Below are 17,932 nucleotides of genomic sequence, written 5' to 3' on the forward strand. Positions count from 1 at the left end.
CTCATTCCAGTACTTCGAGGATCTGGGACTTGACGACTGCCTTGCCGCCCCTGGGCTCTGCAAGGGTCCGTCCGCATACTGCGCAGTCCACTTTGCTGCTGGCGCTGCCGAAGATGATCTGCTCGTTCGAGCAGTCATTGCACTTGACTTTCAAGAACTTGGATTTGGGTGCGTCCATGGTTTATTCCTCCACGAGATCGAACTTCTGGGCCTTGAAGCATGCCCTCTGGTGGGCCTTCTTGCACTTCAGGCACCTGTACCTGAGGTTCACACGCTTGGTGGGCTTGTCGCCACCGGGCACCTTGGAGAACTTACCACGGTTACCGATACCGAACGAACGCCTCTTCTGCCTTTCGATCCTGGTGAGCATGGATGCGCGGCCTTTCTTGACACGCTCCACCTCGTGCTCCTGGTGAGTCTTACAGAAAGGACAGTAGGTCCTCATTTTCTTTGGCATCTTCATAATAATCACACCTTTGCTTATACTGTTTATCCCTATCCTTGCTGGTTTTGAAGTGGTATTGCTATGTTTTTGTTACATAACACCAGGGCGTTCGCCTTTGGAAGGACGACCACATCTTCGCCCGATAACTGGTACTGTCTCCCGTCGACGCCCACAAACCGAGGTACGTCCCGGAGCACTTTTACCATCATGACTTCTTGGCCTACATCTTTATTCAAGGATAAAGAACTTTCGATAGGCTGTTCCTTTGTGGTTGCCCCACCTAATATATTTTTCGCAACGTTTCTGGTCGAGCGGACCTCCAGCGCAGGCATCAGGATCTCTTCCCGCCCGCGCTCAAGGGCTTTGACCAGCGCGTCAAAAACGTCTTTCTCAGCCCGGGTGAGGCCGTCCAGGTTAATCTTGGTTCCGGCTGCACAGATGGCGGCATACTGGGTAATCTTACTCATGCGCCTGTCGAAGACACCCTCGACCAGGATGCGGGCGTTCTTGATCTCGTCGTCGATCATTGCCAGCTCCTTGTAGTCAGAGGCTTCCTGGCGGGCTTCTTCCATATTTTTAACGTAGCTGGCCGCCTGATCGTAGAAAGACTCGTCCAGCTCCTGCAGACGATCACTTTCGCGCTCGAGCGCCAGCCGGTTCGCCAGGTCTTCAAGGTTCATAATCCGCACTCCCGCGGCACATCAGGAACATAGCGACATTCTCCGGCAGCCGGCCTACGCCTTCCGAGACGCGGTAGATCTTACCCTTCATCTCTACTTCGGCCGGACGGGTTACCAGCACCCTGACCGGGTCGTCGCTAAAGATAATGGCATCCTCCAAGGGATTAAAGCTTTCTAACTGCGCCCGGGTGAGGGGCGTGACCCTGAAAGATGACCCGCCGTGTATGGAGCCGGGCAGACGTATAAGTCTTTTGATATCAGCAGTGACAGGTTCGTCAGTCTTGCCGGCGATGTCAACCTTGAACTGGTCGATCGTGCCCGCGAGTATGCTGCGGAAAAAGCCTTCGAGATTACCGGACAGCTCGATCAGGCCCTTTTCCCGGATTTTCACCAGCTGGGCCGGATCTCTCGCCACGAGGAGAATTCGCTTCACGTCTTTCGACTCCAGGCTAAACGCCCTCAGAGCTTCCTTCGCTTCCTTGTCGGGCAGCCTGCCGATCTGCTCCAGCTTTTCGACGATGTACCGGGCCACCCTCTGGTCCCATCCGCTCGGCACGCTGTCGTAGCCCCGGATAAGCCATACGCCTGCGATCGAGGAAGTGCCGGTATCGATCCGCTGGTTGGTGCGGATGAACATCCGGTCAGGCTCGAGGCCCGTCCCCAGCAGGTAATCGACAATCTCCCGCCGCTCCGGACTCTTGAGAGACCGCACCCGCTCGTCCCGGACATGCACGTGGTAGCCCCTGCCCCCGGAGAAGACGATGTTCAGGTCTCTTTCCCTGAACCCCAGATCGTCGATGAGGAACTCGTCGATCAGCCGGATGATCTCTTTCTTGACATTTTCCAGCATGCCCCCGTAAGAAGTGAACTTACCGGGAAGATGGTCTGCGTCCAGATCGAAGATGAGGTCAGCGCCAATCCAGTCCTTCTCAGGCATAGTCGGGGCCTGAGGGTGTTTGTAGTAGGCGGCCGAGTGGTAGGCGTGGGCGGGAGGCATGCTCCTCAGGTAGTCGGCCAGTTCGCCTTCAGTGTTGAAAGCCTTGTGGCGCCTCATGGCTACCCCGGCAGACTCCTCGTGAAAGATGAATCCCCACTCCCGCTGTGCCAGCCCCGGAGGTACAAAGACCTTGCTGCGGCTGTAATATTCCCTGAACCGCTCCCGCAGAAAAGCCCTTGTCTGGTCATTCATAGCACAGGACTATAAGCTGTCAGGGATAAAATCTTTACTCCGCTGCCAGTCATTTAAAAAAAGTACCCGGCAGAGTGTGAACAGGTGATTTTTCCAGCACCGGCACCGAAAAGTTATTTACCGATAATGGAAAAGTAGGTTACAAAAGTATGCATATCATATGGTGATATACTTGGCAGTTACCAAAATGGCATTAACGGTAGGGCTTCTTTTAACAGCGCTCTTCATCATCCCCGCGTCAGCTATGGCAGCGGGAGGAACAATCGGCGGAAAAATCGACTTCCCGGCAGCGTCCAGCTACCCGGAAAACGTGACCGAGGGTAACCAGACTATGACGGTTTCCGACCTCACGATCTACGCCGTGAACATCCAGACCGGCTTCGCCAACGTGACCAGCCCTAACCCGGACGGCACGTACAGGATACCCGTAGTAGATGACGGCCTGTACCAGATCTACGTCAAGCCCGACTCGATCGCCGACACGAGCAGAGGCCCGAGCTTACCCCAGATTGTCCAGTACCCCAACAGGGAAGGCACGAGGGTCTACGTCGTGAACATGCAGAGCAAGGATATTCTCAACGCAGACATCATCGGCTACGCTCCCGGGTACTACCAGCCCCCTAATGACCTGACTTTAACGTCGGATGTCCCCGCATCGGCCAACGTAACCATACCCCAGACCACCGCGACGCCGACCCCCGCAACTCCCGGTTTCGTCACGCTGATCGCCCTGGCAGGCATGATTGTTGCAGCCGCAGCGATCATGCAGAGAAAGAACTAAACGGGACACTTGTCCCGGCCTTTTTTTATTTTCGTTCCCCGCGTTTGCTCGATAAGCCAGAGCAGCCGCGCCAGGCAGTGAACAACTGTACTGTCGGCCACTCATCCACCCGGCCCTCAAAAGATGGCATCTTTTTGCTTTTTGGCATTTTGCCGTAGCATAATCCTGTTATTTATGCGGACAAACATTATGAAATGGAAACATAGAGATTTTTTAGCCATAAAAAAGCAAAATAAGCAAAAATTTGTGTTATTAGTCGTTGAGACAGAATCGATAAAGGAGGTATCTAATGGCAGCTAGAGATATTGGAGACGGTGCGATCGCAGGCATCATCACCGGCATCATCATCGGTGTGATCATGATCCTGCTTGCGCTTATTGGGCTTGCATCACTGGTGTCGTACGTGGACATCAACGCGGTCTTCGGAGGAATTCTACCCGCCGCTGGAGGCATGGCTGCCTCTATAACGGCCATGATCACGTTCCTGCTCTTCACGGCGATCGTCGGGCTGATCCTGGGAGCGATCTTCGGAGCGATCTACGAGAACATTCCGACCACCAGCGCAATAACAAAGGGCATCATCTTCTTCCTGGTGCTCTGGGTAATCTTCGGACTTCTGCTACCCATCGTAGTAGGCATAGGAACAGCTGTGACAGCGGGGCAAACCGCAGCGGGCATCATCTCGTCGCTAATCGCCGCAGTCATCTGGGGAGCACTGCTGGGCCTCATGTTCATCTGGGTATCCAGGAGAACCACGGCCCCGGGCAGGGCACCTGTAGTGAGGCCCTGAAGGGGCCTCAAAATTTTTTATTTCTCCACCTTTAGCTTCAGCTCTTTTCCGGCGACAGTGGCGACGGCGTCCGGATTTTCTATCTGAGCGTAGCCGATCTCACCGACTTTCATCGTGTCCTTCAGCACCTGCTCCATTCTGACGATGCCATCGGCGTCGCCGTCGATCGTCAACCGGACGAGGGGGGCATTCTGGGCCAGGTTATTCGCGTTCTTGAACTGCCTCAGCGCCGAGACGACGGTTGTGGCAGCATCGCCCAGCCTCAGGGCATCCTGATCATCCCACCAGGCCTCGGCCTTCGGCCAGCCGGATACATGCAGGCTCTCCGGGCCATGCGACTCCCGGAACAGGCACTGGTAGATCTCCTCAGTAGCGTGAGGAGTGAAGGGCCCGAGCAGCTTCAGCGAGTCGAGGAGGACCGTGTACAGGGTGTAAAGGGCAGCATCCCTGCTTGCCGCTTTTGCCTCGTCTTTGCTGTAGAGCCTGTCCTTGACCATCTCGAGGTAGTTGTCGCAGAAGTCGCCCCAGAAGAACTGCTCGACGGCCATCTTCGCCTTGCTGTACTCGTACCGCTCGAAGCTGTCCGTGCTCTCCCGGATGACGTTGTTCAGCTTGGAGAGAATCCAGTGGTCGATCAGCTCGAGCTGAGCCTTATCGCCAGGCTTGAAGCCCTGAAGGTGCATCGCGCAGAACCTCGACGCGTTCCACAGCTTGTTCAGGAACTTCTGGCCGTAGACGATTTCCTTCTCCTTGAAAGGCATGTCGTCGCCCAGCTTCGCCGACGCAGCCCACCACCGGAGAGCGTCTGCGCTGTACTTGGCGATGACCGGCAGCGGCTCGATGATGTTGCCCTTGGACTTGTGCATGGCCTTGCCGTTCGCGTCCAGGCCGTGGCCGGAGATCATCACGTTCTGCCAGGGCAGAGTTTCCGTGTGCAGGTAGCTCTTGATGACCGTGTAGAACAGCCAGGTCCTGATGATGTCGTGAGCCTGGGGCCGCAGGCTCATGGGGTAGATCTGGTCGAGATACGAGTTCGGCTCGCCCCAGTTAGAGTTGATCAGCGGAGTGATGGACGAGGTTGCCCACGTGTCCATAACATCCTTCTCGGGCTCAAACTCCGCGGAGCCGCACTTCGGGCAGGGCTTCAGGGGCCTGTCGACCAGCGGGTCGACGGGTAGCTGCGAGTCTTCCGCGACTACGGCTTCGCCGCACTTCGCGCAGTACCAGACAGGGAACGGCACGCCGAAGTACCTCTGCCGGGAGATGCACCAGTCCCATTTCAAGCCCTGAATCCAGGTGTCGTACCTGACCTTCATGTGCTCGGGGTACCAGTTGAGCTTCGAGCCCTGGGCTAGCAGTTCCTCTTTCAGGTCGAGGATGCGGATGAACCACTGCGGAGTCACGTAGTACTCCACCGGGGTGCTGCACCGCTCGTGGACGTTCATCACGTGGGAGATGGGCTTCTGCTCCAGCAGCAGGCCTGCCTCTTTGAGGTCTTCGAGGATGGCCTTGCGGCACTGGGCCAGCGTCATACCCTGGTACTTGCCCGCGTTCTCGTTCATCCGGCCGGAGGGGCCGATGGACAGCTTGAGGGGCAGGTTGTACTCCCGCCACCAGTCAATGTCGGTCTTGTCGCCGAAGGTGCAGACCATGACCAGGCCGGTACCGAACTCAACCTCGACCTTGCGGTCAGAGATGATGGGCACTTCAACCTTGAAGAGCGGCGTTAACGCCTTCTTGCCAACCAGGCTCTTGTAGCGGGCATCGTCCGGGTTCACGATGAGGGCGACGCACGAAGATATGAGCTCCGGCCTGGACGTGGCGATGAGCAGGTCTTCGCCCGTGTCGGCCGCCGTAAACTTGATAGTATTCAGGAAGGACTGCTTTTCCTCCGAGTCCTCGACGTCTGCCTGGGCCAGAGAGGTCTGGCAGAGAGGGCACCAGATGGCGGGCTCGTTGCGCCGCTCGACCCTGCCGGTCTTATAGACGTCCAAAAACGATCTCTGGGAAATGCGCTGGCAGCGCTTGTTAATGGTAGAGTAGAGGAGGCTCCAGTCGACGGAGATGCCGAGGGTGGTCCAGATGTTCCGGTAGCTCTTGCCGCCGATCTCGGTCTCCTGCAGGCAGAGCTTGACAAACTCTTCCCTGCCGATGTCCTTGATGTTGACCTTGTACTTCTTTTCCACGTACCTCTCGGTGGGAAGGCCATTGTCGTCAAAGCCCATCGGGTAGAACACGTTACAGCCCTTCATGCGCTGGTACCGGGCGACGAACTCCGCCTGAGAATAGGAGAACACGTGGCCCATGTGGATGTAGCCCGACAGGGTCGGCGGGGGCGTGTCGATCGAGAAGACAGGCTTCTTGCTGTCGGGATCGAATTTGAAGACCTTGTTGTCTTCCCAGAACTTCTGTATGCGCGGCTCAATCTCCTTCGGGTCGTACTTCTTCGCTAGCTCGGTCATGTCACACGCCTCGGGCGCCTCTTTATGATTATTGAATGCAAATCGGCCCGATTTTAGATCGGTACGATCTAAAATCGGCTGATGCAAGCCGGAATTTGTATGGAGAATACTCGCTTTGACTATAAAAAGATTACTTACCGGCAGCCGTCAGCCTTTCCTGCGCCAGGGGGCGGAGAACGACGATTGGACCAGATCACCCACTGATCAATAGGCAAAACCGGCCGGAATACCCGCATGATATCACATCTCAGGCATAAAATCAGCTTATTTTTACATTTTAACCACAATATTTGACTCTTTAACAATTTCCAGCTCCAATAAACCGTATTTTGCTTAATTCGCTGATAATCTTAAAAGCCATATTGCACGATTTAGTGATCAGAGGAGGTATAGCATACATGTTTAAGAAACTTGTAGCAGCAGGTGCGGCAGCATTTACTGCACTGGCCCTTCCGGCCAGCGCATGGTGGGGCGGATGGGGTGGCCTCGGCTTCGGCTTCAGCAGATCGCTGGCCTTCGCCTCGAGCTTCGGTCTCGGCTTCCGCGGTTTCGGCCTCGGCTTCGGCTGGCCCTTCGGCTTCGGCTTCGGCGGCCTCGGCTTCGGCTGGCCCCTCTGGTGGTAAGCCCGAACGGGGACAAGTCCCCGTTTTTTCTTTATACTCTTTTTAGTCCTCAGAGCAAATCATAAGTAGGAAGTTTGTTATACTGTATGCCAGTACTGTCATCGGAGCATTGTTTCATGGAAACGAAAGACATCGAGATTCTCATTCAAAAGTTCGCGCTCCAGAACGCGTATAAGCACGGCTCTGTCCCCCAGGCAGGAGCGGTCACGGGCAAGCTGCTCGGCACTCACCCTGAGCTGAAGCCGCACGCGAAGGAGCTTATGCCAATCGTGCAAAAAGTCCTCGCCGACATCGGCGGGATGTCGCCGGACGAGATCAAGGCGAAGCTGGCAGAGATCGCCCCGGAGCTCATCGAGGAGCTCAGCGTGAAGAAGGAGGTCAGGAGGGGCCTGCCACAGCTCGACACGTCGATGCTTAAGCCGGGCCAGAAAGTGACCTTAAGAATAGCCCCCAATCCTAACGGCCCTCCGTCTTTAGGCAACGCCAGGGGCATCATCGTTAACAGCGAGTACGCCCGCATGTACGACGGCGTCTTCATCATGCGGTTCGACGACACAGACCCGTCGATCAAGAGGCCGATGGTAGAAGCGTACACCTGGTACGTGGAACACGCAAACTGGCTGGGCTGCCCGCCCGACAAGGTAGTGGCCGCCTCGGATAGGCTACCGCTGTACTACGAGCAGGCGGAGAAGCTGATCGACCTCGGCAAAGCCTATGTTTGCACGTGCGACAACGAAGTTTTCCACGACCTCAAGGAAGCTGGAAAGCCCTGCCCGCACCGCGAGACTTCGCCGGCAGAGAACATGGAGAAGTGGAAGAAGATGCTCGCCGGCGGCTACGGAGGCAAGGAAGCAGTGCTGCGCATCAAGACCGAAATTGCCCACAAGGATCCGGCCATGAGGGACTGGGTCGCCTTCCGCATCGTCACCGAGCCCCACCCGAAAACGGGCACTAAGTACATGGTCTGGCCGATGCTGGACTTCGAGTCCGCGATGGAAGACCACTTCCTCAACGTCACCCACATCATCAGAGGCAAGGACCTGATGAAGACCGCCGACAAGCAGAAGTACATTTACAGGTACCTCGGCTGGGAGTACCCCCACGTCAGCCACTGGGGCAGAGTCCGGCTGCTGGGCTTCGGCAAGTTCTCCACCAGCGTGATGAAGAAGGGCATCGAAGCCGGCGAATACAAGGGCTGGGATGACCCGCAGCTGCCGACTGTTGCAGCGTTAAAGCGGAGAGGCATCGAGCCCGAGGCGATCCGCAACGTCATGATCAACATGGGCGTCACCGAGACGGACATCGAGTTCAGCATGGACACGCTGTACGCCGAAAACCGAAAGATCGTAGACCCGAAGGTCAACAGGTACTTCTTCGTCCCCGACCCGGTCGTGCTCACGGTCAACGGTGCTCCGGCAATGACGGCCAAGGCACCCCTGCACCCCCAGGACCACAAGCGGGGCTTCAGGGAAATGTGTGTAGGAGAGAACCCGGAGATACTCGTCGCCAAGTCTGATGCGGACAACGCCAAGCCTGGCGACATCCTGAGGCTCAAGGACCTGTACAACGTGCGGATTACAGCCACTGAGCCTCTGGCGGGCGACTACATCGGTAATGATCTCTCGGTTTTAAAGCAGGGCGCCAAAATCGTCCAGTGGGTCACCAGAGAGGGCGGCGTCCCGACAAGAGTCGTCGGCCCGGAGGGCGAATATCACGGCGTCGCAGAGTGCGGCATCAGGAACGAGCTGAACAACGTAGTTCAGTTCGAGCGCTTCGCCTTCGTGAGAATAGATACCATAAATGGTGTCGTATTAGCCTACTACACCCACCCGTGAAAAATCAGGGCATGGCTGAGGCCATGCCAAATATCTTTTTTAAGTCCAGGTAATGTTAAACTCGGTGAACGGGCTGCCCTTAGTGATCGATTTAGTGACCTTAGGCATGACGCTCTTGCACCCGTTGATCTCCAGCGCCCGCTGGATCCAGCCCGAGATTCTGGCCTCCAGGAAAGGCGTCAGTTCAGGGAACTGGGAGAGATGGAGCACGACGTTCTTCGGCCCGGTCTCCACGACTTCCAGCTTGCAGGGCTGATAATAGCCTGCGATGATCGTGCTGCCCCGCTTGATGATGAACTCCGGCGACCCCACCTTGACAAATATCTTATAGATCCCGTTCAACCCGTAGTCCGCGCTAAACCTGCCCATATCCCAGGCACCTTTCACATCCCCGCGGTAAAACAGCTCGCAGGCTTTTGCGGTAGGGTCGAGCATGGCATCTTTCAGCGAGTACCAGTTGTTAGCCAGCACCTTCATGCCATAGATCTTCTTTCCTTCGGGAGACAGCGAATCCATCCACCGGGTCAGCCCCGCCTGGCCGTGCTTTTCAGTGATAAAAGCAGGTAAAGACGTGATTGCAGAACCTTTCACTTGCATCATATAAGTACCCCAATAACATACCGTTGATAGGCATAATGCCTGAATAAAAAGGGGTTATTCACAGAAAGATAAATAATTTTGGTTATATTTTCGAAAATCCAGATCCGGGATACCAAAACCGAACTATCCGAAGAACAGGGCCACCATGACTATAGCACAGGAGAGATAGATTGCGCCGGCCCCTACGACGATGTAAGGCACCAGCCGGACAGGGGTTTCAAGGAATTTTTTCAGCCCCGTCCACACCCAGCCGAACAGGGGGATGGTGATGAGCGCTGTAAGCCCGGATACCGGCAGATACTGAAATGCCACGGCAGCAATGATCGAAAGATAAGCCAGTACACAAGTCAGCACATACATGGAGATCGTCTTGCGCTTGCCGAGCAGGACTACAACACCCAGTTTTTTAGCCACTCGGTCCGCATTGTAGTCCGGAAACTCCAGGACAAAGAAGCCGGCAGTGCCGAGAAACGCTGCGGGAAGCATGACGACCACTGTCGTAACAACAACGTCAGCCATTCCGCCGAGGGCGGCCAGCGAAGCAGGGGGCGCCTGGGTGAACAGTGCGCCCAGAGCCGTGAGCGGAAAGGAGAGAAACCACGTGATCTCTCCCAGCAGCCGGTAAGCCAGCTTGAGAGGTGGCGCAGTATAGAAAGCGCCCAGCCCCACCCCCACCACTCCGAACAGGAACACGATCGGGCTCCGGGTGAGGACGATGTACATCCCGATAGTGATGCACAGCAGGAAACAGAGGCTTCCCGCAACCAGGACATGCGCCGGCTTCAGCGTGCCGTCGATCAGCAGCCCGGTCCCGCCGGTAAAGGGCGTCCGCTCTTTATTGATCCGGTCAGCCCCCGTCCAGTAGTCGAAGAAATCGTTGAAGGCGATGGTCCCGGCGTGCAGGAGCACGATGGCGATCAGGGATAAGATGAAGTAAGATACGCTGAACTGGCCGGGATAATAATTATAGGCCACAATCGAGCCGGTCGCCATGGGTATAACGGCGAACAGCAGGAAGACCAGCCTGAACTCTTTGACCCAGGCCCCCAGCCGCGACAGCATAAAGCACTTATCATATAGTCGGCATATATAAAACGATCGATTACGGGTAGATGGGTAGCATAAGCAGATCAACATTAGCTGGCCCATCGGAGAGCTGAGGATTACGATGTCGACAAGCGATAAGATCAACATGGAGTGCCCCGAATGCAAGGCAGCCCAGGAAATGACCGTATGGCAGCAGATCAACGTCGGGACCAACCCGGAGCTGAAAGAAGAGCTCTTCGGCTGGAAGATCAACGTGTTCACCTGCAACTCCTGCGGCTTAAAAGCCCAGCTCCCCGCCGCCCTGCTTTACCACGACCCCGGCAGGCAGTTCTGCGTCCAGTACTACCCCGCCGACATCCTCGGCAACGAAGATTTCTACGCCCTTTTTGATGCCCGGGGAGAGCTGCTCGAGAAAACTGATATTGGCGGGTGCGAGGACTACGGTGTTACCCCGCACAAGGTCTTCGACATGGCCGAGATGTTGCGGTACATCGTGTTCAGGGAAGTAGCTTTCGAGAAGGGGAAGCCTGTCGGCAATCAGGGTCCGTGAAGGAAAACGAACGGTGCGCGGTGCTTGATACTGATTATTCGGATAGCATCAAAAGTGTTATCTCTGTGCTCGTGAACGTGGACTAACGCTGCGCTGTGCCAGGATCACAGATTACGCAGAATCTGATGATTCTGACAGATTACACAGATTTCACAGATGCTAATTGATGATAATAATTGAATGGTTCGCAGTATTCATCCTATCTAATATAATCGTCTGTGCAATCTGAGCAATCTGCCGTAATCTGTGATCTGGCACAGCGCAGCGTTCGTATTGTTATTTTCGCTTTTTGCCGCCCTTGATTTCAAGGAGCCGGGCCCGGACTGTTTTGACGCGCTTGTCGCCGCCGGAGGAGAAACGGATGAAGCTCTCGTAAGCAGTTGCGGCTCTGGCGGTATCGCCTGTGCGGTCGGTGATGGAGCCGAGATGGTAGAAAGCGTCAGGCTTCGACGGAGCTAACCGGACGGCTTCGGCGAGTTCTGCCATCGCCTCGGGGGTCTGCCCGGACCGGTCGAGGGCCATGGCGAGGTTTACGTGATCAGCATAGCTGGCGGGCGCCAGGCGCAGAGCTTCCCGGAACTCCAGGGTAGCGCCATAGACGTCGCCGCGGAGCAGCAACAGCATGCCAAAGTCGGAATGTAGCTCCGGCAGCTTCGGATTGGCGCAGATCGCCAGCCGGTACTCGGGAATTGCACGCTCATACATGCCCTTGTCGACGTATGCCATAGCGAGGTTATTGTAGGCGCGGTAATCCCCGGGGTGAATGTCAATAGCATGCCGGTACTCCTGGATAGCCTGATCGAGCAGGCCTTTACAGTGATAGGCGTTGCCCTTGCCGTTGATCGCATCGAGGCTGCGGGGCTTTAGCCGCAGAGCGGCTTCATATTCAGACAGGGCCATATCATACACCTGTTTCAGGAGGTAAGCGCGGGCCAGGCAAAGGTGCGCATCTACGTTGCCGGGGCTTAGCTCCGTGGCTTTTTTCAGCCACGCGAGGGCTTCGACGATCGAGCCGGCTTCGATACAGGCCATACCAAGCCGGATATGTGCCTCCACATTTTCCCCATCGGCTGCGATCGCCCGGTTCAGCTCTGCCATCGCCTCCGGATAAAGCCCTTTCCTGGCCAGGGCGGTTCCGATGCCACAACTGGCTGGAGAATCTTTCATCCCCAGGCGCCGGGAAGCGTTGAACAGAATGAGCGCATTGTCGAGGTTTCCCAGTGCCAGGTAGGCCTTTCCAAGATGATAGTGAGCCTCTGCATATCCGGGCTGCAAAGACACAGCCTTTTCCAGAGCCCGAATCGCATCCTCTGGCTGCCCCATGCAGGTGAGCGCAGCCCCGAGAAGACAATAGGCTTCCGCATAGTCAGATTTCAGGCGAAGGGCTTCCCTGCACTCGACCGTGACATCGTACAGCGCAGGCAGATCGCCAGGTGCTGCGCCATTCAGGATAGACAGAGCACGCTCGTAGTGGGCAACCGGAGTATCCGGCAACCTTTTAACAGTATCGGCGAGCTTCCCCTGCAGATCAGCGTTTCGGTTATGCATATAATCCTGACCATATAAATTCAATCGGATAAGGAACGATGATTGAATAGTAATGGCTCACATAAGTATATCAGGATTTTTATTTCAACTTCGGAATTAGAAAATAGGGTTTTGGTATTGAATATTTGGAATAAGCGACTACAGAGGTGTAAGACCCCGTTGGACATTCCTCTCGATCGATTACTTTCCAGGCACATACCACACAATAATTTATCCCATAAGAGGTCATATCAAAGTCGTTGGCACGGTAAACCGTGGCACAGTAAACTGCAATTCTGGATAAATGGTGTGGCCTTAACATGGACTTCTTCAGCTGGTTCGAATCTGCGGCGGGCAAGCCCCTGAACGATCGTCAGAAGGATGCAGTCAGATGCGACACCGGGCCGGTGCTGGTCTCGGCGGGCGCAGGTACGGGCAAGACGACGATGATCACGGCGAAGGCAGCATACCTTATCAAGGAGAAGGGCCTGAAGCCGGAAAGGCTGCTGATGCTGACGTTTTCCCGGGATGCGGCGGCACATATGAAGGAAGAGATCGAGAAGGTCGTGCCGGAAGCCCGGGATGCGACGGCCGGCACGTTTCACGCTTTCTGCCTGGACAGCCTGAAAGCGGGTGAAAGCGACACCGGCATCGACGAGAGGTTCCGAATCCTCGACGACAGGGACGGCGGATTTATGCTCTGCAAAGAGGCAGAGGTGCCTCCCGGCCTTGCCGGCCATTACTTTACGAGTATCCAGAGAGCCAAAGACCTGGGCCTCACCTGGACGGACTACGAAGGCCATCTCGGGCAGATGGAAGCCCGGATGAACACCCTGTGTACGGAAGAGGACCTTGAGAGCGCAGTGGGGGCAGCCACGGTCAGGCTGCGGACGGCGCAGTTGAAGGATAAGCAGGCCCGGGAAGAGAAGAAGAGGCTTACAGCACTCGTAGATCTTTTTGCAGAGTACAAGGGCTACCTGAAATTTCTCGAAGCGTGGAAGCGGTACGAGCAGGTCAAGGCTGACAAGCTGCTGCTCGACTACGCAGACATGGTCAAGATGACCATCGACTACGCTAACACCAGAGGCCACGAGGTGCTGTCCGAAAAGTTCGACTATACCATCGTGGATGAGTTCCAGGACACCAACCGCCAGCAGTACGAGCTCCTGAAAATTCTGGCCGGAGAACATAAGAAGATTACAGTAGTAGGCGACGTGAACCAGTCGATCTACGGGTTCAGGGGCGCCTACCCGGAGAACATAGACACCTTCAAAGAGGAATACGACCCGGCAATATTTGACCTGACTGAAAACTACCGGTCGACAGACCGCATCCTGCGGACCGCACACCGGCTGGTTAAGAACAATCACGAAGACCCGGCAGAGGCAATGCTCCTGCGAGCCTTCGATGACCGCGAAGGCAATCAGGTCAGAGTTATTAAGACCCTGAACCAGAACGAGCAGGCCCGGCGTATCGTCGAGGAGATCGACCTGCTGCTGGCAGATAGCGTCGCCCCCGAAGAGATCGCAATATTGTTCAGATCATATTCATCGCTGCGGCCCATTCAAGCTGCGCTCAAGCAGCGGGAAATCCCCTATCAGGTTTCCAGCACCGCAGGCTTCCTGAAGCGCCCGGAAATCCGGACGGCGTTAGCTTATTTATACGTGATCGCCAACCTCGAGATGCCCCGGTATGGAGCGGATCAGCTATGGTATAAGCTGCTGCAGTACAGGTACGGCGTATCGACGAGAGACATCCACTTACTTTCTGCGGCAGCAAAGCGAGACAGCATTCAGGGAGTGCTGACGGGAAACCTCCCGAGAGGGCTCTCCGAAGACGGCCGGGTCAAGATTTGCCAGTTAGTCGATAAGATCGCAGCACTCCGGGCTTCAGCCAACAAGGTGCTGCCAGATCTGCTACTCGACGTCTACGAGCTGTCCGGCCTTTCGAGAGAGTTCACCCACGACAACAGCAGCGAAAGCAAAGCTTCGCTCTTGAACCTCAAAGCCCTGCACGACATTGTCACCGGTTTCCAGGACCTGTACGGCACGGATTTGCAGGGGTTCATCGAATACGTGGAATTGCTGGACGAGATCGGCGACGACGGGGAGCTGCCCCGGCAGGAAAAAGCCGGCGGCGTGGTACTCAAGACCTGCCACGGCGCCAAAGGCCTGGAATACAGGCACGTCTTCGTCGTGGACCTGGCGAAGGACAAGTTCCCCCTGGCAAGGGGAGGCAGAGAGCCGCTGGTGCCCGACGAGCTGAACGACCGGTACGCCGACGTGTTCAGCCTGCCCGAAGCGGAGATCGAGGAGGCGCTGAAGGCAAGGAAGCGGGACTTCAAGCTGAAAGAAGAGCGCAGGCTCGCCTACGTCGCCTTCACCAGGGCCAAAGATCAGCTCTACCTCTGCTTCCCCGCAGCTTACGGAGAGAGCGAACGCCTGCCCTCACCGTTCATTTCCGAGGCCTGCTACGAGAACCAGCAGGTACACGCGGACATCGATTTCGTAGAGGATACCGACGAAAAGGCTGCTGTAGCCATGAAGGACAGCGATCTCGACCGGAAGAAGAACGAGATCAAAAGACAGATTCTGTCGCTGATCGACACCGAGCCCGACCTGTCACTGTATAATTTATTGTTATACCAGCAGCTCAGCGGCCGCCCAATGCAGATCAGCTGCCCCGAGGCAGCGATGGCCGAAGAGGAAGCCGCAGTCATCCTCGCAGAGATCGAGGCGGACATACCCCGGGGTGTGCAGTTCGATCCTAAGGAGAACAGGCTCTCATATTCTGGTTTGAAGACCTACGAAGAGTGCCCGAAAAAGTATGAGCTGTCATACATCCTGCGCGTCCCGACCCGCATGGATGACTGCGATGGCGAGACACCGGTCAACTTCGGCAGCTTCATCCACAAGACGCTAGAGCTGGCAGTGAAGAGAAAAATTACGACCAGAGATGCGCTGACAACAATTGCTCAGGAGGCCTCATTGCTCCCGGACTACATCGGCGTCGACATGGCCAGGGCAAAGGGCATCCTCGACGTCTTCTGGGCGAGGAACAGCGAATCTATCAAGCGCAACGCAGCGACCGAGTACAGCTTCAACTTCGAGATGGACGGCTTCTACTTCAAAGGAAGCATCGACCGGGTAGACTTAATCGACGGCAGCGGCGACGCGGAGATCATCGACTACAAGACCGGCGGGGAGCCCTCTGCTGAGGACAGGGCACGACAGATCACCATGTACATGCTGGCGCTGCAAAGAGATCCCGTGCTCCGGGAAAAAGGGCTGATACCGAGACGTGCGACTTTAGAGTTGCTGGAAGAGGAAAAGCCCCGGACCTTTGAGCTGTGCGAGGACGGCACCATGAAAAGCGTCGGAAGCAGCTGCAAGGCCATCGAGATCGAGAAGGTCAGGCAGTGGTTCGTCCAGATGGCGGAGAACATCGCATACGACTACGAGCACGGGTTCGATGTGATCGAAGAGTGCGGACATGTCGGGTATACAGGGAATTGCCCGTATAAGATGTACTGCCCGAGATGGGGTTGAATTTTTATTGTTGCTGATGAGCGGGTGAACGTGGACGAACGCTGCGCTGTGCCAGGATCACAGATTACGACAGATGCCACAGATTGCACAGATATGACTCGATAAGAGTAAGATAGTTGCCCTCCATTTAATTGTATTCGATGACCATCTGTGTAATCTGCGCAATCTGTCAGAATCATCAGATTCTGCGTAATCTGTGATCTGGCACAGCGCAGCGTTCGTGTTGCTATCGCACGTTATATGAGCAATCAGAAACGCACAGCGCAGCGATCGTCGTGTTGTAGCGTATAGGCTGAGCAAATTGTATAACCCAAAAAATAATGGAGCGGGAGCACACCCGATTATAGTCCCAGTGTTGATTTTATGTTCATCAGCACAGACGAGGGCACAGAGTCTAACACGTAGATCATGCCATCGGTGGTCTGGTAGCCCCGGGTGATCTTCACCGAGTCCAGCGCCGTCTGGCCGTTCGAAGTCGTGATGAACATCGTCTGGCCGTTGATCATGGTCAGTGCTTTACCTGTGGTCATGTCAGAAGGCATGATCGACCCTTCCATCACCATGCTCCGCATCGTCTTGGTAGCCATCCCCTTATCAGTCATGAAGCCGTAGACGCTGCTCATATCCAGGCCCATGCGATTCATTGCAGAGTCGCTGGGGATGAAGAGCGTGTGATCCTCGGTCGCCAGGGTCTTGTCGAGATCGGCAGATTTAATAATCGTATTAGCCATGCTGACGTCGTTCAGGCCCGATAGTGTGCTTGACATGTCCTTGTTCGTCTTCTCTACGGGGATATTTGCCCCCTGAGCAGCTACGGGAGCAGTGAAGGCCAGCAGAATTGCTGCAAGAGCCAGGATTGCCACGATTTTTCTGGTTTTAAGCATCTTATCACCAATGAGAGGACGTACTGACTTCTGTTTAAAATTGCCAGAGATTTAAAGTCGAGTTTGTCCGTTGCCAACGCGAATTTAACAGATTGGTTTTTACTTGAAGCCCATGAAAAGTCTTTGGGAGGCCAGGGAGTACCCGGGAGGTTGGGGAGGATTTTCAAGCTGGGAGGCTAGAGAGGGTCGGAGGTCAGAGAGGAGGTTCGGGAGTGTGGAAAGGTCAGAGAGGATAAGTTCTTAAAAGTGATAATCTCCAGCTTTCGAGCTGCCCGGTGTTCTGTCCTTGCAGGGTCTATCGTGGGTAGCACAAAAACACGAAAATCTTTTTTAGATGGACACGAAATGCTCGAAGGCTCTAAGTTCACGGCTAAATCACGAATTGCACTAAGACACCGGTTAAAACTCAAAGGCCACTAAAACACGGTCTAAGAACACGAACAAGTTCCGCTAAAACACTAAGACACCAAGTTAAGACAAACAACCATATCGCCTTACTCCTGCCACGACTACTGATACCCTGGGGCTGTGCACGATAGCCATATCTATCATTTTTGTAAAGGTCAGGCACCGTTTACATGAGGCACAGTCGTTTCTGGAACTTTTTCCGACATGCCGGAATGTTTAACACGACGGACACAACGTACACGACGGACACGACGTTATTCGAATATGATCAGATAGCCAGCCAGTTTAATAAAACGTCGTGTACGTCGTGGCCGTCTTGTACGTAGTGTTAACCGATCCGGCATCTGCCCAAAAGTTCCAGGAATAATCGTAATCAGGATACGGGTAACGATGGCAACCTCTTCATCAACTGTGTTTTAGTTTGGTGTCTTTGAGCATTCGTGCCACTTGTTCGTGTTTTAAAACCGTGCCCTTCGTGTATTTTGTCGATTAATAGTGCCCTTCGGGCAGTTCGTGTTTTAGCCGTGCACCTTAGAGTGTTAGTTTTTTAGTGTCCCTCTAAA

General features: G+C 55.2%; 15 protein-coding genes. 6 read left to right on the forward strand and 9 right to left on the reverse strand.

The window, feature by feature from the left end:
- Position 1: 1 nt before the first annotated feature.
- Genes ACPLPM_RS13580 through priS form a run of 4 tightly spaced genes read right to left on the reverse strand, consistent with a single transcriptional unit; the run spans position 2 to position 2,314 of the window.
- The gene (locus tag ACPLPM_RS13580) at positions 2-178 is read right to left on the reverse strand and encodes a 30S ribosomal protein S27e (RefSeq protein ID WP_424357310.1); all 177 of its coding nucleotides are present in this window, start codon (positions 176-178) and stop codon (positions 2-4) included.
- A gap of 3 nt (positions 179-181) precedes the next feature.
- The gene (locus ACPLPM_RS13585) at positions 182-463 is read right to left on the reverse strand and encodes a 50S ribosomal protein L44e (RefSeq protein WP_012037219.1); all 282 of its coding nucleotides are present in this window, start codon (positions 461-463) and stop codon (positions 182-184) included.
- 32 nt (positions 464-495) lie between these two features.
- Entirely contained in the window at positions 496-1,125 is a 630-nt protein-coding gene (locus ACPLPM_RS13590; protein ID WP_424357311.1) for a hypothetical protein, read from the reverse strand.
- Positions 1,115-2,314 (reverse strand): DNA primase catalytic subunit PriS, encoded by a 1,200-nt coding sequence (gene priS / locus ACPLPM_RS13595; RefSeq protein WP_424357312.1) that lies wholly within the window; start codon positions 2,312-2,314, stop codon positions 1,115-1,117. Before priS ends, ACPLPM_RS13590 begins: the two co-directional genes overlap by 11 nt.
- Positions 2,315-2,486: 172 nt before the next feature.
- Here priS and ACPLPM_RS13600 point away from each other — a divergent pair, with 172 nt between their 5' ends.
- Both ACPLPM_RS13600 and ACPLPM_RS13605 read left to right on the forward strand, forming a co-directional pair.
- Positions 2,487-3,095: a hypothetical protein gene (locus ACPLPM_RS13600; protein ID WP_424357313.1), complete on the forward strand. Its 609-nt coding sequence runs from the start codon at positions 2,487-2,489 to the stop codon at positions 3,093-3,095.
- 289 nt (positions 3,096-3,384) lie between these two features.
- Positions 3,385-3,885, forward strand: a complete 501-nt coding sequence (locus ACPLPM_RS13605) for a DUF6789 family protein (RefSeq protein ID WP_424357314.1) — start codon at positions 3,385-3,387, stop codon at positions 3,883-3,885.
- Positions 3,886-3,902: 17 nt separating this feature from the next.
- Here the strand turns inward: ACPLPM_RS13605 and ACPLPM_RS13610 are convergent, their stop codons facing one another.
- The gene (locus ACPLPM_RS13610; protein WP_424357315.1) at positions 3,903-6,347 is read right to left on the reverse strand and encodes a valine--tRNA ligase; all 2,445 of its coding nucleotides are present in this window, start codon (positions 6,345-6,347) and stop codon (positions 3,903-3,905) included.
- A 398-nt stretch (positions 6,348-6,745) separates the two neighbouring features.
- Here ACPLPM_RS13610 and ACPLPM_RS13615 point away from each other — a divergent pair, with 398 nt between their 5' ends.
- Together ACPLPM_RS13615 and ACPLPM_RS13620 are read left to right on the forward strand one after the other, a co-directional pair.
- On the forward strand, positions 6,746-6,970 hold the full coding sequence (locus ACPLPM_RS13615; RefSeq protein WP_424357316.1) for a hypothetical protein: 225 nt from the start codon (positions 6,746-6,748) through the stop codon (positions 6,968-6,970).
- Positions 6,971-7,086: 116 nt separating this feature from the next.
- On the forward strand, positions 7,087-8,805 hold the full coding sequence (locus ACPLPM_RS13620) for a glutamate--tRNA ligase (RefSeq protein ID WP_424357317.1): 1,719 nt from the start codon (positions 7,087-7,089) through the stop codon (positions 8,803-8,805).
- 39 nt (positions 8,806-8,844) lie between these two features.
- On the opposite strand, the gene ACPLPM_RS13625 is transcribed toward ACPLPM_RS13620, so the two are convergent.
- Together ACPLPM_RS13625 and ACPLPM_RS13630 are read right to left on the reverse strand one after the other, a co-directional pair.
- Positions 8,845-9,405, reverse strand: a complete 561-nt coding sequence (locus ACPLPM_RS13625; protein ID WP_424357318.1) for a hypothetical protein — start codon at positions 9,403-9,405, stop codon at positions 8,845-8,847.
- Between the two features lie 123 nt (positions 9,406-9,528).
- The gene (locus tag ACPLPM_RS13630) at positions 9,529-10,467 is read right to left on the reverse strand and encodes a prenyltransferase (RefSeq protein ID WP_424357319.1); all 939 of its coding nucleotides are present in this window, start codon (positions 10,465-10,467) and stop codon (positions 9,529-9,531) included.
- A gap of 106 nt (positions 10,468-10,573) precedes the next feature.
- Between ACPLPM_RS13630 and ACPLPM_RS13635 the strand changes: the two genes are divergently transcribed.
- Positions 10,574-11,002, forward strand: a complete 429-nt coding sequence (locus ACPLPM_RS13635; RefSeq protein WP_424357320.1) for a CpXC domain-containing protein — start codon at positions 10,574-10,576, stop codon at positions 11,000-11,002.
- Between the two features lie 276 nt (positions 11,003-11,278).
- Here ACPLPM_RS13635 and ACPLPM_RS13640 read toward each other — a convergent pair whose 3' ends face one another.
- Positions 11,279-12,550, reverse strand: a complete 1,272-nt coding sequence (locus tag ACPLPM_RS13640) for a tetratricopeptide repeat protein (RefSeq protein ID WP_424357321.1) — start codon at positions 12,548-12,550, stop codon at positions 11,279-11,281.
- Positions 12,551-12,849: 299 nt separating this feature from the next.
- Here ACPLPM_RS13640 and ACPLPM_RS13645 point away from each other — a divergent pair, with 299 nt between their 5' ends.
- On the forward strand, positions 12,850-16,077 hold the full coding sequence (locus ACPLPM_RS13645) for an ATP-dependent helicase (protein WP_424357322.1): 3,228 nt from the start codon (positions 12,850-12,852) through the stop codon (positions 16,075-16,077).
- Positions 16,078-16,418: 341 nt separating this feature from the next.
- Here ACPLPM_RS13645 and ACPLPM_RS13650 read toward each other — a convergent pair whose 3' ends face one another.
- A complete protein-coding gene (locus tag ACPLPM_RS13650) occupies positions 16,419-16,961 on the reverse strand; it encodes a fasciclin domain-containing protein (protein WP_424357323.1) in 543 nt (180 codons plus the stop codon).
- Positions 16,962-17,932: the final 971 nt, after the last annotated feature.

The organism is Methanocella sp. MCL-LM (assembly GCF_049676595.1).
Lineage (GTDB): Archaea > Halobacteriota > Methanocellia > Methanocellales > Methanocellaceae > Methanocella_A.

Coding starts and splice junctions, on each gene's coding strand:
- priS (WP_424357312.1), bottom strand. CDS start 2,314: ATGAATGACCAGACAAGGGCTTTTCTGCGGGAGCGGTTCAGGGAATAT.
- ACPLPM_RS13615 (WP_424357316.1), top strand. CDS start 6,746: ATGTTTAAGAAACTTGTAGCAGCAGGTGCGGCAGCATTTACTGCACTG.
- ACPLPM_RS13650 (WP_424357323.1), bottom strand. CDS start 16,961: ATGCTTAAAACCAGAAAAATCGTGGCAATCCTGGCTCTTGCAGCAATT.
- ACPLPM_RS13635 (WP_424357320.1), top strand. CDS start 10,574: ATGTCGACAAGCGATAAGATCAACATGGAGTGCCCCGAATGCAAGGCA.
- ACPLPM_RS13590 (WP_424357311.1), bottom strand. CDS start 1,125: ATGAACCTTGAAGACCTGGCGAACCGGCTGGCGCTCGAGCGCGAAAGT.
- ACPLPM_RS13630 (WP_424357319.1), bottom strand. CDS start 10,467: ATGCTGTCGCGGCTGGGGGCCTGGGTCAAAGAGTTCAGGCTGGTCTTC.
- ACPLPM_RS13580 (WP_424357310.1), bottom strand. CDS start 178: ATGGACGCACCCAAATCCAAGTTCTTGAAAGTCAAGTGCAATGACTGC.
- ACPLPM_RS13620 (WP_424357317.1), top strand. CDS start 7,087: ATGGAAACGAAAGACATCGAGATTCTCATTCAAAAGTTCGCGCTCCAG.
- ACPLPM_RS13645 (WP_424357322.1), top strand. CDS start 12,850: ATGGACTTCTTCAGCTGGTTCGAATCTGCGGCGGGCAAGCCCCTGAAC.
- ACPLPM_RS13605 (WP_424357314.1), top strand. CDS start 3,385: ATGGCAGCTAGAGATATTGGAGACGGTGCGATCGCAGGCATCATCACC.
- ACPLPM_RS13640 (WP_424357321.1), bottom strand. CDS start 12,550: ATGCATAACCGAAACGCTGATCTGCAGGGGAAGCTCGCCGATACTGTT.
- ACPLPM_RS13585 (WP_012037219.1), bottom strand. CDS start 463: ATGAAGATGCCAAAGAAAATGAGGACCTACTGTCCTTTCTGTAAGACT.
- ACPLPM_RS13610 (WP_424357315.1), bottom strand. CDS start 6,347: ATGACCGAGCTAGCGAAGAAGTACGACCCGAAGGAGATTGAGCCGCGC.
- ACPLPM_RS13625 (WP_424357318.1), bottom strand. CDS start 9,405: ATGATGCAAGTGAAAGGTTCTGCAATCACGTCTTTACCTGCTTTTATC.